A 15,021-nucleotide genomic window follows, 5' to 3' on the forward strand; every position below is an offset into this window, starting at 1 on the left:
GACGACGCGCCGAGGGTCGGCGTCATCTCCTTCGTGGTGGAGGGCTGGAACAGCTCCCACTTCGCCGCCGCGCTCTCCGCCGAGTACGGCATCGGGGTGCGCGACGGTCTCTTCTGCGCCCACCCGCTCGTGCGCACCCTGCTCGGCAGCGACCCGGGCGAGGCCGGCGAGTGCGGTGCGCCGGAGGCGGAGCCGGGCGAGCGGTCCCTGAACGCGATCCGCGTCAGCTTCGGCGCCGGGACGCCGGACGAGCACGTCGAGCGCTTCCTGCGGGCGGTCCGCGAGCTGGTGAACGACGGGGCGCGCTGGAAGTACCGCACCGAGGACGGCCGTTGCGTGCCCGACCGGGGCGCCGCCCAGCTCTGAGGACGGCCCCGCGCGCCGTTGCGGCCGGGTACGGAGATCCGTACCCGGCCGCAACGGCGCGCGTACGGCGCTACGCGTCCAGACCGATGGAGAAGGCCGCCTCCAGGTCGTGCTGCGAGTACGTACGGAAGGCGACATGGGTGTCGGTTCCCTCGACACCGGGGATCTTGCTGATCCGGCCGGGGATGACCTCGGCGAGATCGTCGTGCCTGGACACCCGGACCATGGCGATCAGGTCGTAGGTACCGGTGACCGAGAAGACTTCGCTGACACTGTCCAGCGCGGCGATGGCCTCGGCGATCTCGGGAATCCGGTCCACGCTGGTCTTGATGAGCACGATCGCGGTGATCACACGGCGCGCGTACGGCGCTACGCGTCCAGACCGATGGAGAAGGCCGCCTCCAGGTCGTGCTGCGAGTACGTACGGAAGGCGACATGGGTGTCGGTTCCCTCGACACCGGGGATCTTGCTGATCCGGCCGGGGATGACCTCGGCGAGATCGTCGTGCCTGGACACCCGGACCATGGCGATCAGGTCGTAGGTACCGGTGACCGAGAAGACTTCGCTGACACTGTCCAGCGCGGCGATGGCCTCGGCGATCTCGGGAATCCGGTCCACGCTGGTCTTGATGAGCACGATCGCGGTGATCACGGCTGTGTTTCTCCCTCGGTGGCCGTGGCTGGAGACTTCACTCTAGCGTCACGCCTGTACCGCCCCCAGGCGTAGAGGAAGCCGGTGGCGAAGCCCACGACGTGGGCGAGGTAGGCCACCCCGGGACCGCTCCCGGCGCCCTCGGCGGCCAGCCACTGGAGCACGAACCAGAAGATCAGCACCACCCAGGCGGGGAAGCGCAGCGGCAGGAACAGCAGGAACGGGAAGAGGCTGGTGACCCGGGCCCGGGGGAAGAGGTAGAGGAACGCCCCCAGCACCGCCGAGATCGCGCCCGACGCGCCGACGAGGGTCTGGTCGGACGTGGCGTGCGCGGCCGCGTAGCCGAGCAGGGCGAGATAGCCGCAGCCGAGGTAGAAGAGGGCGAACTCCGTGTGCCCCATGCGCTCCTCGGTCATCGCGCCGAAGACGTACAGGAACAGTATGTTGCCCAGCAGATGCAGCCAGCTGCCGTGGACGAAGAGCGCGGTGAGCGGGGTGAGCAGGGCGTGCGCCGAGCCGTCCCACAGTTCGCTCGGGATGACGCCCCACCGCTCGAAGTAGCCCGCCTGGGCGGCGAGCAGCGCGTCCGCCCCGCCGCGCACCGGGACGAAGCCGGAGAGCGGGCTGACCAGAAAGACCGCGCAGCACAGCGCGATGAGGGCGTAGGTCACCGGCGGCCCGCCCGAAGTGGCCGCGCGCAGGAGCCTGGCTGCCGCCGCCCGCCGATCGATCATGAACAGAGCATGACGCAAACGGAGCGAACGGGACAGAGTGCCTCGCCGTGCCGGGGTGACGCGCCGAGGCCGTAGGGTGACGGGTGGACATCCGCAGTTCGACGGCGCACCGCGAGACCCTTGTCCGGCAGCTCACGGCTCGACGAAAGAGGACGCACCGATGACGACGGTTCCCCAGCCGACCGACACGACCCGCTGGCGCTGCACGCTCTGCGGAAACCTCACGCGCTTCGACGTGACGCGCTCCTCCAAGGTCGTCGAGTACGTCCACCTCGACCTGGCCGGTGAGTCGAGCGTCGAGGAACGCGAGGTCGTCAGTGAGACCATCGAGTCGGTGCGCTGTCGTTGGTGCAACGCGGTGGACCAGATCGAACTTGTCGACAGGCCGGGTGCCGACTCCTGACGGGGCCGTGCGGAGACAACACATGGGGTGACGGATGGTGGAGCAGCCCGAGGGCGGCGCCGCGTCGGCCGACGGGGCCGACAACGCCGTGGAGGCGCTCGACCGCCCGCTGCCCGAAGGGGTACGGCGCCGGGTCGTCGCGCTGGTCTCCGACGCGTTCGGCGGTCTCACGGTCACCGAACTGCCCGCCCAGCTGAGGCAGTACGCCCGCTTCACGGCGTCCCGGCGGGCCAAGTTCGCCGGGAACGCCATGGCCGCCGCCGTGGCGAACGACGACCGGTTCCGGCGGCGCATCGGCGACCGCCTGCGCGAGGCCCAGCCGGAGCTTGCGGGCGCCCTGGAGTCCGGGGCGCCGCCCGCCGCCGCCGATCCGGTGGACGTGGCGGCGGCGGCGTACCTGCTGCGGCCGGAGGGCTGGGTGAAGCTGGTCGCCGCCGCCGGCGAGGAGGTCCAGCGCGCCGACGCCGAGCGGGTCGGCGAGGAGAGCCGGCGCGAGCTGGAACGCCTGCGCGAGGAACTCGCCCTGGCCCGGACCCAGACGAAGAGCGAGACGGAGCGGCTCCGCGCCGAACTGGACGCCGCCCGCAAGGAGGCCGAATCCCTCCAGCGCAAGCTGCGCAGCGCGGTCAACGAGGTCAAGCGCGGTGAGGCGGCGCTGCGCCGGGGCCGGGCCGAGACCGAGGCCGTACGCGCCGAGGCGGCCGCCCAGGTGTCCGCCGCCGAGAGCGAGACCCGGCGGCTGCGGGCGAGGCTGGGGGAGGCCGAGGCGTCCGTCGAGGCGAGCCGCCGGGCCGCCCGGGAGGGGCGCTCGGTCGAGGACATGCGGCTGCGGCTGCTGCTGGACACGGTGCTCGAAGCGGCCGGCGGGCTGCGGCGCGAACTGGCGCTGCCGCCCTCCTCGACGCGGCCCGCGGACAGTGTGGACGCGGTGGAGCCGGGCCGGATGTCGCCCAAGGACATCGCGGCCAGGGCCCTTTCGGAGACCGACCCGGCGCTGCTGGACCAGCTCCTGGCGCTGCCGCAGGCCCATCTGATCGTGGACGGCTACAACGTCACCAAGACCGGATATCCGCAGATGCCGCTGGAGAAGCAGCGGCTGCGGCTCCTCGGCGGCCTCTCGGTGCTGGCGGCGCGCACGGGTGCCGAGATGACCTGTGTCTTCGACGGGGCCGAACTGGCCGCGCCGGTGCTGCTGGCGCCGCCGCGCGGGGTGCGGGTGCTGTTCAGCAAGCCGGGGGTCACCGCCGACGAACTGATCCGTCAACTGGCGCGAGCGGAACCACCGGGGCGGCCCGTGGTGGTGGTGTCCACCGACCGCGAGGTGGCCGACGGCGTCGCGAAGGCGGGGGCCAGGCCCGTTGCGTCCGCCTTGCTCCTGAAGCGGCTTTCGCGGGTTTAGCGCTCCTTGTGGCGACTTCGCCCAAGATCATGGAACGGTCCGTCAAGTCGCCGCTACACGCCGTACGGTGTGGGTAAAGAAGTGCCCTGTGTGACGAGATTTTTCCTGTGAGGATTTGAACTGATCACAAGATGGTCACTAGGGTCGGGCCTCGAACCTTCGCGCGGTCGATCACCCATCCGGGGTGGCGGCGAAGGAACCGCCGAGTCCGTCACGTGCACGGAGCCGGGGATTCACCTCCCCCCACTGGCCCGGTAGGCGGCTCGAGGAAGAAGGAGCTCGCCTTCGTGGCGTCCCACCGTCGTCCCAAGCAGCCGAGCCGCACTCGCGTGACCGTGCTCACCGCCACCGCCGCCGCGGCCGTTGCCCTGTCCTCCCAGGCAGCCCACGCCGACCCCAAGCCGACCAAGAGCGAGGTCAAGGCGAAGGTCGACGAGCTCTATCACCAGGCGGGAGCGGCCACCGAGCAGTACAACGGGGCCAAGGAGAAGCAGGAAAAGCTCGAGAAGCAGATCGGCGCGATCCAGGACAAGGTGGCCCGCGGCCAGGAGGAGCTCAACCAGCTCCGCTCCGGCCTCGGTTCCCTCGCCGCCGCGCAGTACCGCTCCGGAGGCATCGACCCCTCCGTGCAGCTCTTCCTCTCCTCCGACCCGGACAGCTTCCTCGACCAGGCGTCCGCCCTCGACCAGCTGACGGCCAAGCAGGCCGAGTCCCTGTCGAAGGTCCAGGAGAAGCAGCGGGCCCTCGCGCAGCAGCGCAAGGAGGCCCAGGACAAGCTGAGCGACCTCGCCTCGGTCCGCAAGACGCTCGGTGAGAAGAAGAAGAAGCAGCAGGAGAAGCTCGCCGAGGCGCGCCGCCTGCTCAACACCCTCACCGCCGCCGAGCGCGAGAAGCTGCGCCAGGACGAGGCCCGTGCGAGCCGCGCCGCGGGCACCCGGGTCGATCTCGGCAACGAGGTCCCCGCCTCCGGGCTCGGTGCCGCCGCCCTCAACGCCGCCGCCACCCGTATCGGCAAGCCGTACGTCCCCGCGGCCACCGGCCCCAACTCCTTCGACTGCTCGGGCCTGACGATGTGGGCCTACGCGCAGGCCGGCGCCAACATCACCCGCACCACGTACACCCAGATCAACCAGGGGCACCGGATCGGCGTCAGCCAGCTGGCCCCCGGCGACCTGGTCTTCTTCAACAACAACGAGCACGTGGGCCTCTACGCGGGCAACGGGCAGGTCCTGCACGCCCCGTACCCCGGCGCGTACGTCCGCTACGAGTCGATGAGCACCATCGGCAGCATCTACGGCGCCGTGCGCATCTGAACCGCGCCCGAACGGGCGAATTCCCGCGCCCCGTACTGACGGCCGCCCCGCCGGAGACCACAGGTCACCGGCGGGGCGTCACTGTGTGTGGCCCCGGTCGCCCCGGCGCGTCTTTGTCCGCTCCGTGATCACGCGGTTACTGTCTGCCCTGCTGTGCGGCTCACGTACGTCGGTCCGCCCGTCCGGGCGGCAGGGGCCGCGCGCGAAGGGAGTGCGGCGTCCTGTGGGATCCCATCGCCGTTCCACACAGCCCGGAGCCGTTCGCGGTGCGCGGGCCACCGTCCTGACGGCCGCCGCCGCGACCGCGGCCGCGACGCTCGGCGCGGCCACCGCGAACGCCGAGCCGCACGACACCCCGCAGTCCGCCGGGGCCCGCGTCGACCGCCTCTACGCCGAGGCCGAGCGCGCCACGGAGCAGTACAACAAGGCCGGCGAGGACGTGACCCGGCTGCGCGGCGAGGTGAGCAGGGCCCAGGACCGTGCGGCCCGGGGCCAGGAGCGCATCAACCGCATGCGCGAGGAGCTGGGTTCGGCGGCGCGGGCGGAGTACCGCGCCGGCGGCATCGACCCCTCGCTCGCCCTGCTGCTCACCTCCGACCCGGACACCTACCTGGACCGGGCCGCCGCCGTCGGGATGGCCGACGCCCACCGGGCCACCGCCCTCGCCGAACTCCGCAAGGCGCAGCGGGCGCTCGCCCAGACCCGCGCCGAGGCCGCCCGCTCGCTGGCCGGCCTGGAGCGCGGCCGGGAGGCCGTCAGCCGCCACAAGCGGACCGTGGAGCAGAAGCTCGCGCGGGCCAGGCAGCTGCTGAGGACGCTGCCCGGGTCCGAGCGGGCCGCCTTCGCCCGCGCCTCGCGCGACGGCCGCGACCAGGGCGCCGGGCCCCTGGGCGGCCTCCCCGCGGGCTCGTCCCGCGCGGCGGCCGCCGTCCTGGCCGCGCAGCGGGCGCTCGGCCTGCCGTACGTGTGGGGCGCGAACGGGCCCTCCGGTTTCGACTGCTCCGGGCTGATGCAGTGGGCCTGGGCCCAGGCCGGGGTGAGCCTGCCGCGCACCTCGCAGGCCCAGCGGTACGCGGGCCGCATGGTGCCGCTCTCCGAGGCCCGCCCCGGTGACCTGGTCGCCTACCGCGCGGACGCCAGTCACATCGCGATGTACGTGGGCAACGGCCAGGTCATCCACGCGCCGTACCCGGGCGCCCCGGTCCGCTACGACCCCGTCGGCATGATGCCCGTCTCCTCGGTCACCCGCGTCTGACGTCCCCCTGCGGCCTCCCGCTCCCCGGCCGGGACCCTGAGCCTGCCCGTACGCTCGTCATGTGGCCGAACAGGTGCGCACCGCTGGCCGGGCGCGTGAAGGACGACGGCGGACGGCGGGTGCCGTGCTCGCCGCGCTGCTGTGCGCCGCCGGCTGCTCGGCACCGGCGGACCGGGCGCCCGACACCACCGCACGCGACATCCGCGCCGTCCTGGACCGCCGCGCCGCCGCCGTCCTGCACCACGACGCGGCGGCCTACGCGGCCGTCGTCGACCCGGACGCCACGGCCCTGCGCGGCGCCCAGCGCCGGGAGATCGCCCGCCTCGCGGACGTACCGCTCGGCTCCTGGACGTACCGGCTGACCGACGTCTCCGCGCACGGCGGCGACCGCGTCACCGCCGACGTCCGGCTCGGCTACCGGATCGAGGGCTACGACAGCGCCCCCGTCTCCGTCGACCGGACCGTCGAGCTGGCCCGCGACCCGGGGGACGGCCGCTGGTACATCACCGCGGACCGGGCGGCGGACGGCAGCGCCCGCCAGCTGTGGGAGCAGGGCGACGTCGAGGTGGTGCGCGGCAAGCACAGCCTGGTCCTGGGCGTCGGCCGCCCGCGCGCCGAGCTGGAGGCCGTCGCGGGCACCGCCGACGAGGCGGTGCCCGCGGTCACCGCCGCCTGGCCGGAGCAGTGGGCCGGGCGCGTGGTGGTGCTGGTGCCGGACAGCGTGAAGGAGATGGGCGAGCTGCTCGGGTCGCCCGCCGCGAACTACAAGGGCATAGCGGCCGTCACCACCGGCGAGACCGGCGGCTCCGGGAAGTCGCCCGCGGACCGGGTGATCGTCAACCCGGAGGCGTACTCCCTGCTCGGCGGCTTCGGGCAGCGCGTCGTCCTCACCCACGAGACCACCCATGTGGCCACCCGCAAGAACACCTCGTCGGCCACCCCGACCTGGCTCTCCGAGGGCTTCGCCGACTGGGCGGCCTACCGTGACCAGGACCGCACCGCCGAGGAGATAGCCCCCGAGCTGGCCGACGCGGTCCGGGCCGGCGACGGGCCCGCCGCGCTGCCCGAGGACGAGGACTTCGCGTTCGCCGGTGACGCGGGGCGGCTGGCGAAGGCGTACGAGGGCGGCTGGCTGGCCTGCGAGCTGATCGCGGACCGCTGGGGCGAGGAGAAGCTGTTCGCCTTCTACCGGGCCGTCGGCGCCCACCACGGACGGGACGGGGCGGTCGAGGACGCCCTGCACGAGGTGCTCGGCACCACCCCGCAGGACTTCACGGCGCGCTGGCGGGTGTATCTGCGGAACCGGCTCGGCTGAGCGCGGGCGCGGGCGGCGCCTCGTCCCGTACGGCGGGCCGCGCCTTCGGGGCCCGTACCGTGTCCTGCCACAGCCGCGTCGCCGCCAGCACGCTGGCGGCGACCAGCAGCCCGTTGCGCAGGAACATCAGCGTCAGGCCGTGCGCGTCGCTCGTCACCACGTGCACGAAGCCGATCGGGAACTCCAGCTGCGTCACCCCCGTGGCCACCAGCACCAGCACCGCCGGCCCCGTCATCCGGCTCGCCCGCAGCACCAGGCACACGGCGGCGAGCCCGACCAGCCACAGCATGTACTGGGGGCTGATCACCCGGCTCGTCGTGGTGAACAGCAGCACCGCCGTGAACGCCGCGTCCGCCGCCGTACTCGGCCCGAAGGTCCGCGCCCGCAGCCGCCACACCAGCAGCCAGCCGAACGCGACCAGGCTCAGCCCCAGCGCCAGCGTGCTCACCAGGCCCACGTGCGGGCCCAGGAACTCCAGCGAGCCGTAGTGCAGCTCCACCCGGCCCTCCCAGCCGAACTGCCGCCACACATGGAAGACCAGCGCGCCCAGTGACTCGACCTCGGTGCCCCGGTCGCGCTGGAAGCCGAGGAACGCCAGCGCGCCGGGCGCAGCCGCCACGCACACCAGGAGCAGTCCGGCCGCCACCGCCGCGGCCGTCGTCCAGGCCAGCCGGGTGCGCCGCCCCCGGGCGGTCCCGGCGAGCAGCAGCACCGGCCACACCTTCAGCAGCGCCCCGAAGGCGGCCAGCGCCCCCAGCACCCGGGGGCGCCGCAGCCCGGCCAGCAGCGCCGCCACCGCGACGGCCGTCACCATCACGTCGTACCGGGCGTACGCGGTCGTGCCGAGCAGCGGCACGCCGGCCACCCACACCCACACCCCGGCCGTCCGGCGGCCCGGACCGTCGCTCGCGCGCAGCAGCAGGCCCAGGACCAGCGCGTCGCACAGGAACGCCAGGACGAAGAACGCCGTGGCGTAGTCCAGGAACGGCAGCAGGGCGGGGGAGAGGATCGCCAGGGCCGCCACCGGCGGGTACTGCCAGGTGACGTCGGACTGCGGGTAGGTGCCGGAGCGCAGCACGTCGTACCAGCCGTGGTAGATCACCGACACGTCGCTCGTCACGTCGAGCCCCGGCGGGGTGAGCACCTTGGTCACCCAGAGCAGCAGCACCGCCCTGGTGAGCGCCCACACCGCGAAGGCCGCCGGACGTGTGCCGCTGGAACCCGTCATGACCTGCCCTCACCCCGTCTGTACGCCGTACGAAACAGCCATGATGCCCGCAGGCCCTGTGTACGGGCCATCAGGCACGGCCGCGGGCCCCGGGCCCGGTACTGTCGGCGGCGATGGACAAGACCCTGATCGTGACCAATGACTTCCCGCCCCGCCCGGGGGGCATCCAGGCGTTCCTGCACAACATGGCGCTGCGGCTCGACCCCGACCGGGTCGTCGTCTACGCCTCCACCTGGAAGCGCGGGGCCGAGGGCACGGCCGCCACCGCCGCCTTCGACGCGGAGCAGCCCTTCACCGTCGTCCGCGACCGTACGACGATGCTGCTGCCGACCCCGCGCGTGACCCGGCGCGCCACGGAGCTGCTGCGCACCCACGGCTGCTCGTCCGTCTGGTTCGGTGCCGCGGCCCCGCTCGGGCTGATGGGCCCGGCGCTGCGCGAGGCGGGCGCCCGGCGCCTGGTCGCCACCACGCACGGCCACGAGGCGGGCTGGGCCCAGCTGCCCGCCTCCCGGCAGCTGCTGCGGCGGATCGGCGAGGGCACCGACACGCTGACCTACCTCGGGGAGTACACCCGCTCCCGGATCGCCGCCGCGCTCACCCCGGCCGCCGCCGCCCGTATGGTCCAGCTGCCCCCGGGCGTCGACGAGAAGACGTTCCACCCGGACTCCGGCGGCGACGCGGTCCGGGCCCGGCTCGGGCTCACCGAACGGCCCGTCGTCGTCTGCGTCTCCCGGCTGGTGCCGCGCAAGGGCCAGGACACCCTGATCCTCGCGATGCCCGCGATCCTGGCCGCGCACCCGGACACGGTCCTGCTGATCGTGGGCGGCGGGCCCTACGAGGACGACCTGCGCACGCTCGCCGCGCGCACCGGCGTGGCGGACTCCGTGCGGTTCACCGGGGCGGTGCCCTGGTCGGAGCTGCCCGCGCACTACGGGGCCGGCGACGTCTTCGCGATGCCGTGCCGGACGGCGGCGACGCGGTCCGGGCCCGGCTCGGGCTCACCGAACGGCCCGTCGTCGTCTGCGTCTCCCGGCTGGTGCCGCGCAAGGGCCAGGACACCCTGATCCTCGCGATGCCCGCGATCCTGGCCGCGCACCCGGACACGGTCCTGCTGATCGTGGGCGGCGGGCCCTACGAGGACGACCTGCGCACGCTCGCCGCGCGCACCGGCGTGGCGGACTCCGTGCGGTTCACCGGGGCGGTGCCCTGGTCGGAGCTGCCCGCGCACTACGGGGCCGGCGACGTCTTCGCGATGCCGTGCCGGACCCGGCGCGGCGGCCTCGACGTGGAGGGCCTGGGGATCGTCTACCTGGAGGCGTCCGCGACCGGGCTGCCGGTGGTGGCGGGCGACTCGGGCGGCGCCCCCGACGCGGTGCTCGACGGTGAGACCGGCTGGGTGGTGCGCGGCGGCGAACCCGGGGACGCGGCGGAGCGGATCAACGCGCTGCTGGGCGACGCGGAGCTGCGCCGGCGCATGGGGGAGCGGGGCCGCGCCTGGGTCGAGGAGAAATGGCGCTGGGACCTGCTGGCGGAGCGGCTGCGCGAACTGCTCTGACGCGCGTACGAGGAGGGGCCCGCACCGGTGTGGTGCGGGCCCCTCCTCGTACGCGTGAGGCGCACGCGGTCACGAGCGGTAGATCGACTCCACCTCGTCCGCGAAGTCCTTCGCCACCACGTTCCGCTTCAGCTTCAGCGAAGGCGTGATGTGGCCCGCCTCCTCGGTGAACTGGGCGCCCAGGATGCGGAACTTGCGGACGGACTCGGCCTTGGACACCGCGGCGTTTCCGTCGTCGATAGCGCGCTGCACCTCGGCCAGCAGCTCCGGGTCCTCGCGCAGCGACAGGGCCGTCGAACCGGCCGGCTTGCCGTGCTCCTCGGCCCAGCGGCCCAGGAACTCCTCGTCCAGCGTCACCAGCGCGCCGACGAACGGGCGCCCGTCGCCGACCACCATGCACTCGGCGACCAGGGCGTGGCCGCGGATGCGGTCCTCGATGACGGCGGGGGCGACGTTCTTGCCGCCGGCCGTGACGATGATCTCCTTCTTGCGGCCGGTGATCGCGAGGTAGCCGTCCTCGTCGAGGGTGCCGATGTCGCCGGTGTGGAACCAGCCGTCCGCCAGCGCCTCGGCCGTCGCCGCCTCGTTGTTCCAGTAGCCGGAGAACAGGTGCTCGCCGTGGAGCAGCACCTCGCCGTCGTCCGCGATGCGCACCACGGAACCGGGCAGCGGCTGGCCGACCGTGCCGATCTTCTGCCGGTCCCACGGGTTGAAGGCGGTCGCCGCGCAGGACTCGGTCAGGCCGTAGCCCTCCAGGACGGTGAAGCCGATGCCCCGGTAGAAGTGGCCGAGGCGCTCGCCGAGCGGGGCGCCGCCGGAGATCGCGTGCTCGCCGCGCCCGCCGAGCACCGCGCGCAGCTTGCCGTAGACCAGGCGGTCGAAGACCTTGTGCTGGAACCTCAGGCCCAGCGACGGGCCCTGCGGGGTGCCCAGCGCGCGGCTGTAGGCGATCGCCGTGTTCGCGGCCCGGTCGAAGACCTTGCCCTTGCCGTCGGCTTGCGCCTTGGCACGCGCCGCGTTGTAGACCTTCTCGAAGACGCGCGGCACACCGAGGATCAGCGTCGGCCGGAACGACGCCAGCTCGTCGGTGAGGTTCTTGATGTCCGGGACGCAGCCGAGCTTGATCGGGGCCATCACCGAGGCGACCTCGACCAGCCGCCCGAAGACGTGGGCGGCGGGCAGGAAGAGCAGGACGGAGCACTCACCGGTGCGGAAGAGGGGCTTCAGTCGCTCCACCACGTTGCCGCACTCCGCGAAGAAGCTGCGGTGCGTCAGCACACAGCCCTTCGGGCGGCCGGTGGTGCCCGAGGTGTAGACGATGGTGGCCGGGTCGTCCGCCCCGGCCGCCGCGCTGCGCAGGTCCACGGTCTCCTCGGAAACCCCTTCACCCCCGGCGCGGAGCTTGTCGACGGCGCCCTTCTCGATCTGCCAGACGTGGCGCAGCGCGGGCAGCCGGTCGCGCACGGAGGCGACGGCGTCGGCGTGCGTGTCGCTCTCCACCAGGACCGCGACGGCGCCCGAGTCACCGAGGATCCACTGCACCTGCTCGGCGGAGCTGGTCTCGTAGACCGGCACGGTGACCGCGCCCGCGCTCCAGATCGCGAAGTCCAGCAGCACCCACTCGTAGCGGGTGCGGGACATCAGGGCCACCCGGTCGCCGGGCTCGACGCCCGCGGCGATCAGGCCCTTGGCGGCCGACCTGACCTCGGCCAGGAACTGCGTGGCGGTGACGTCCGTCCAGACGCCCGCCACTTTGCGGCTCATCACCGCGACATCGGGATGCTGAGCGGCATTGCGGCGGATGAGATCCGTCAGGTTGCCGTCCGAGGGGACCTCGTACAGGGCCGGAAGGCTGAACTCGCGCAAGACTGCTGCTCCTCATCGGGCTCCGGTGCCACGGCTCTGTGTGACGCACCGGCGCGGTCCAAGATGGCGGGTGCTCAGTGGGGTGAGCACGACTGGACTGCCCGGACGTTACCCACCGGTACTCGGTTCCGGATAGGGGGTTCCGGCCAGATGTCTTATGCGTCACACATATCGGTCGTCCTTTCGCGCACAGTAGTCCACTTGCGCGCACACCCGGAAGTAACCGCAGGTCCGGGGCCTCTACCCAGGTGAGGACCCTCGTTCTAGGGTGGATCTTCATGCGAGCAGGAGCGAACAGCCGGGGGGCCGCCGCCGGGCGGCGCACCCGGGTCCACGTGGTCAGCGACGTGCACGGCAACACCGAGGCGCTGGCCCGCGCCGGGGACGGTGCCGACGCCCTGATCTGCCTCGGTGACCTGGTCCTCTTCCTCGACTACGCCGACCACTCGCGCGGCATCTTCCCCGACCTCTTCGGCGTCGAGAACGCCGACCGGCTCGTCGCCCTGCGCACCGAGCGCCGCTTCGAGGAGGCCCGCGACTTCGGCCGGGCGCTGTGGCAGGGCATGGACCGCAACGCCGCCATCACCGGCGCGGTCCGCAAGCAGTACGCCGAGATGTTCGCCGCGCTGCCCACCCCGACGTACGCCACCTACGGCAACGTCGACATCCCCGCCCTGTGGCCCGAGTACGCCGGTCCCGGCACCACCGTCCTGGACGGCGAGCGCGTCGAGATCGGCGGCCGCGTCTTCGGCTTCGTCGGCGGCGGACTGCGTACGCCCATGCGCACCCCGTACGAGATCGACGACGAGGAGTACGCCGCCAAGATCGAGGCCGTCGGCGAGGTCGACGTGCTCTGCACCCACATCCCGCCCGAGGTGCCGGACCTGGTCTACGACACCGTGGCGCGCCGCTTCGAGCGCGGCAGCCGGGCCCTCCTCGACGCCATCCGCCGCACCCGCCCGCGCTACTCCCTCTTCGGCCACGTCCACCAGCCGCTGGCCCGGCGGATGCGGATCGGCGCCACCGAGTGCGTGAACGTCGGCCACTTCGCCTCGACCGGCCGGCCCTGGGCACTGGAGTGGTGAACCGCCCGGCCCGCCCCGTGGACCCGCCCCGTGGACCCGACCCTGGGACGGGCCGCCGGGCGCACGCGATAGCCTTCTGGCGGCAGGCCTCTGCCGACGGACCGGTACACCGCACTGGAGGGCCACAGCGATGGCTGAACACACCAGCTCGAGCATCACGATCGAGGCGGCGCCGGCCGACGTCATGGGTGTGATCGCCGACTTCGACCGCTATCCCGAGTGGACCGGCGAGGTCAAGGAGGCCGAGGTCCTCGGCACCGACGAGCGAGGCCGCGCCGAGAAGGTCCGGCTCGTCCTGGACGCCGGCGCGATCAAGGACGACCACACCCTCGCCTACACCTGGATCGGCGACTACGAGGTCAGCTGGACCCTGGTCAAGTCGCAGATGCTCCGCGCCATCGACGGCTCCTACGCGCTCGCCCCCCTCGGTGACGGCGACCGCACCGAGGTCACCTACCGGCTGACCGTCGACGTCAAGATCCCGATGCTCGGCATGATCAAGCGCAAGGCCGAGAAGGTCATCATCGACCGCGCCCTCGCCGGCCTGAAGAAGCGCGTCGAGTCCGTCCCGAAGGGCTGAGCGCGTGCGTACGGTCCTGGTCACCGGACCCGGCGGGGCAGGCCGTACCACCGTCGCCGCCGCCACCGCGCTGGCCTCGGCCCGCGACGGCGCCCGCACCCTGCTGATCTCCGCCGACCCGATACCCGGCTTCCCCGACGCCACGGCGCCCACCCCCGTCACCGGGGGCCTGTGGTCCGTCCGGATCGACTCCGGCGCGCACTTCCGCGCCGAACTCCTCGCCCTCCAGCAGCAGTTGTCCGGCGTCCTCGATCTGCTCGGCGGCAACCCGCTGGACGGAGAGGAGCTGACCGAACTCCCCGGCAGCGCCGAACTCGCCCTGCTGCACGCGCTGCGCCGCGCCGCCCACGGCGACTGGGCCGACGGGGCGTACGACCTCCTCGTCGTCGACCTGCCGCCGCTGCGCGAGGCCCTCGCCCTGCTCGCCCTGCCCGAACAGCTGCGCCGCTACCTGCGCCGGCTGCTGCCCCAGGAGCGCCAGGCCGCCCGCGCCCTGCGCCCGATGCTCGCCCAGCTGGCCGGTGTGCCCATGCCCGCACAGTGGCTGTACGAGGCCGCCGCCCGGCGCGACGCGGAGCTGGCCCAGGTCCAGGCGCTGATCGAGGACCGCGCCACCACGCTCCGGCTGGTCGCCGAACCGGGCCCGGCCGCCGACGACGCCCTGCGCACCGCGCGTACCGGGATCGCCCTGCACGGTCTGCGCACCGAGGCACTGGTGGCCAACCGGGTGCTGCCCGGCCATTCCCCGGACCCTTTCTTCGCCGCGCTCGCCGCCCAGCAGGAGAAGGTCCTCGCCCGCTGGGACGAGGAGGGGCCCGCCCCGGTACGGATCGCGCACCTCGGCCGCGACCCGGAGGGCCCCGACGACCTCCTGGCCCTCTGCGGGGACGGGGCACCGGCCGTGCCCGGCACCGGCGATGAGGGCGGCCGGGCCGCGGACCCCTGGTGGATCGAGGAGGCCGGCGGGCCGGACGGCGACGGGATACTCGTCTGGTGCCTGCGGCTGCCCGGCGCCGTCAAGAAGGACCTCCAGCTGGTCCGGCGCGGCGGTGAACTCCTCCTGACCGTCGGCCCGTTCCACCGCATCGTGCCCCTGGAGCCCGCGCTGCGCCGCTGCACCGTCTCCGGCGCGGCGCTCACCGACGGCGTGCTCCGGGTCCGCTTCACCCCCGACCCGGCGCTCTGGCCCCGGACGAGCTGAACGGCGCACCACCGTTCGGGTAACGTCGAAGGTACGTGTCCGGTATGCCGGGCCGCCGGCCACAAGGTCC

14 protein-coding genes and 2 pseudogenes are annotated in these 15,021 nt (G+C 73.3%); 11 read left to right on the forward strand and 5 right to left on the reverse strand.

From position 1 onward, the window contains the following. The coding region (locus EAO73_RS19780; protein WP_147973548.1) for an aminotransferase class V-fold PLP-dependent enzyme at positions 1-366 on the forward strand (366 nt) is incomplete at its 5' end. Between the two features lie 70 nt (positions 367-436). On the opposite strand, the gene EAO73_RS19785 is transcribed toward EAO73_RS19780, so the two are convergent. The 3 genes from EAO73_RS19785 to EAO73_RS19795 are packed head-to-tail and all read right to left on the reverse strand — an operon-like array spanning position 437 to position 1,751. After that, the gene (locus EAO73_RS19785) at positions 437-718 is read right to left on the reverse strand and encodes an Lrp/AsnC family transcriptional regulator (RefSeq protein ID WP_018518627.1); all 282 of its coding nucleotides are present in this window, start codon (positions 716-718) and stop codon (positions 437-439) included. A 17-nt stretch (positions 719-735) separates the two neighbouring features. Continuing rightward, positions 736-1,017, reverse strand: coding sequence for an Lrp/AsnC family transcriptional regulator (locus tag EAO73_RS19790; protein WP_018518627.1), 282 nt, complete (start codon positions 1,015-1,017; stop codon positions 736-738). Then, positions 1,014-1,751, reverse strand: a complete 738-nt coding sequence (locus EAO73_RS19795) for a rhomboid family intramembrane serine protease (protein ID WP_191134148.1) — start codon at positions 1,749-1,751, stop codon at positions 1,014-1,016. The genes EAO73_RS19790 and EAO73_RS19795 overlap by 4 nt, the downstream gene beginning before the upstream one ends. Positions 1,752-1,911: 160 nt before the next feature. Here EAO73_RS19795 and EAO73_RS19800 point away from each other — a divergent pair, with 160 nt between their 5' ends. The 5 genes from EAO73_RS19800 to EAO73_RS19820 all read left to right on the forward strand — a co-directional run bounded on the left by EAO73_RS19800 (position 1,912) and on the right by EAO73_RS19820 (position 7,436). After that, the gene (locus tag EAO73_RS19800; RefSeq protein WP_018104398.1) at positions 1,912-2,154 is read left to right on the forward strand and encodes a hypothetical protein; all 243 of its coding nucleotides are present in this window, start codon (positions 1,912-1,914) and stop codon (positions 2,152-2,154) included. A gap of 37 nt (positions 2,155-2,191) precedes the next feature. Continuing rightward, on the forward strand, positions 2,192-3,553 hold the full coding sequence (locus EAO73_RS19805; protein ID WP_191134191.1) for an NYN domain-containing protein: 1,362 nt from the start codon (positions 2,192-2,194) through the stop codon (positions 3,551-3,553). 287 nt (positions 3,554-3,840) lie between these two features. After that, the gene (locus EAO73_RS19810) at positions 3,841-4,866 is read left to right on the forward strand and encodes an NlpC/P60 family protein (RefSeq protein ID WP_191134149.1); all 1,026 of its coding nucleotides are present in this window, start codon (positions 3,841-3,843) and stop codon (positions 4,864-4,866) included. 223 nt (positions 4,867-5,089) lie between these two features. Beyond that, a complete protein-coding gene (locus EAO73_RS19815) occupies positions 5,090-6,121 on the forward strand; it encodes a C40 family peptidase (protein ID WP_147972850.1) in 1,032 nt (343 codons plus the stop codon). 61 nt (positions 6,122-6,182) lie between these two features. Beyond that, positions 6,183-7,436 carry a hypothetical protein gene (locus EAO73_RS19820; RefSeq protein WP_224756375.1) on the forward strand — a complete coding sequence of 418 codons (1,254 nt, stop codon included), beginning with the start codon at positions 6,183-6,185 and terminating at the stop codon, positions 7,434-7,436. Here the strand turns inward: EAO73_RS19820 and EAO73_RS19825 are convergent. Beyond that, positions 7,393-8,664: a glycosyltransferase family 87 protein gene (locus tag EAO73_RS19825; protein ID WP_147972851.1), complete on the reverse strand. Its 1,272-nt coding sequence runs from the start codon at positions 8,662-8,664 to the stop codon at positions 7,393-7,395. The genes EAO73_RS19820 and EAO73_RS19825 overlap by 44 nt on opposite strands. A 113-nt stretch (positions 8,665-8,777) precedes the next feature. Here EAO73_RS19825 and EAO73_RS19830 point away from each other — a divergent pair. Together EAO73_RS19830 and EAO73_RS19835 are read left to right on the forward strand one after the other, a co-directional pair. Continuing rightward, positions 8,778-9,632: pseudogene (locus EAO73_RS19830) on the forward strand (glycosyltransferase family 4 protein); the annotation flags it as partial. Then, a pseudogene (locus EAO73_RS19835) lies at positions 9,632-10,219 on the forward strand (glycosyltransferase); the annotation flags it as partial. The pseudogenes EAO73_RS19830 and EAO73_RS19835, both read left to right, overlap by 1 nt. Before the next feature lie 69 nt (positions 10,220-10,288). On the opposite strand, the gene EAO73_RS19840 reads toward EAO73_RS19835, so the two are convergent. Beyond that, positions 10,289-12,085 carry an AMP-dependent synthetase/ligase gene (locus EAO73_RS19840; RefSeq protein ID WP_147972852.1) on the reverse strand — a complete coding sequence of 599 codons (1,797 nt, stop codon included), beginning with the start codon at positions 12,083-12,085 and terminating at the stop codon, positions 10,289-10,291. Between the two features lie 278 nt (positions 12,086-12,363). Between EAO73_RS19840 and EAO73_RS19845 the strand changes: the two genes are divergently transcribed. From EAO73_RS19845 to EAO73_RS19855, 3 genes are all read left to right on the forward strand, one after another. Further along, positions 12,364-13,170: a metallophosphoesterase family protein gene (locus tag EAO73_RS19845; protein ID WP_147972853.1), complete on the forward strand. Its 807-nt coding sequence runs from the start codon at positions 12,364-12,366 to the stop codon at positions 13,168-13,170. A 130-nt stretch (positions 13,171-13,300) separates the two neighbouring features. Next, the gene (locus EAO73_RS19850; protein ID WP_147972854.1) at positions 13,301-13,750 is read left to right on the forward strand and encodes an SRPBCC family protein; all 450 of its coding nucleotides are present in this window, start codon (positions 13,301-13,303) and stop codon (positions 13,748-13,750) included. A gap of 4 nt (positions 13,751-13,754) precedes the next feature. Further along, positions 13,755-14,951: an ArsA family ATPase gene (locus tag EAO73_RS19855; protein ID WP_147972855.1), complete on the forward strand. Its 1,197-nt coding sequence runs from the start codon at positions 13,755-13,757 to the stop codon at positions 14,949-14,951. The last annotated feature ends 70 nt before the right edge of the window (positions 14,952-15,021 follow it).

Origin of the sequence: Streptomyces sp. col6 (genome assembly GCF_008042035.1) — a bacterium.
Taxonomy (GTDB): domain Bacteria; phylum Actinomycetota; class Actinomycetes; order Streptomycetales; family Streptomycetaceae; genus Streptomyces.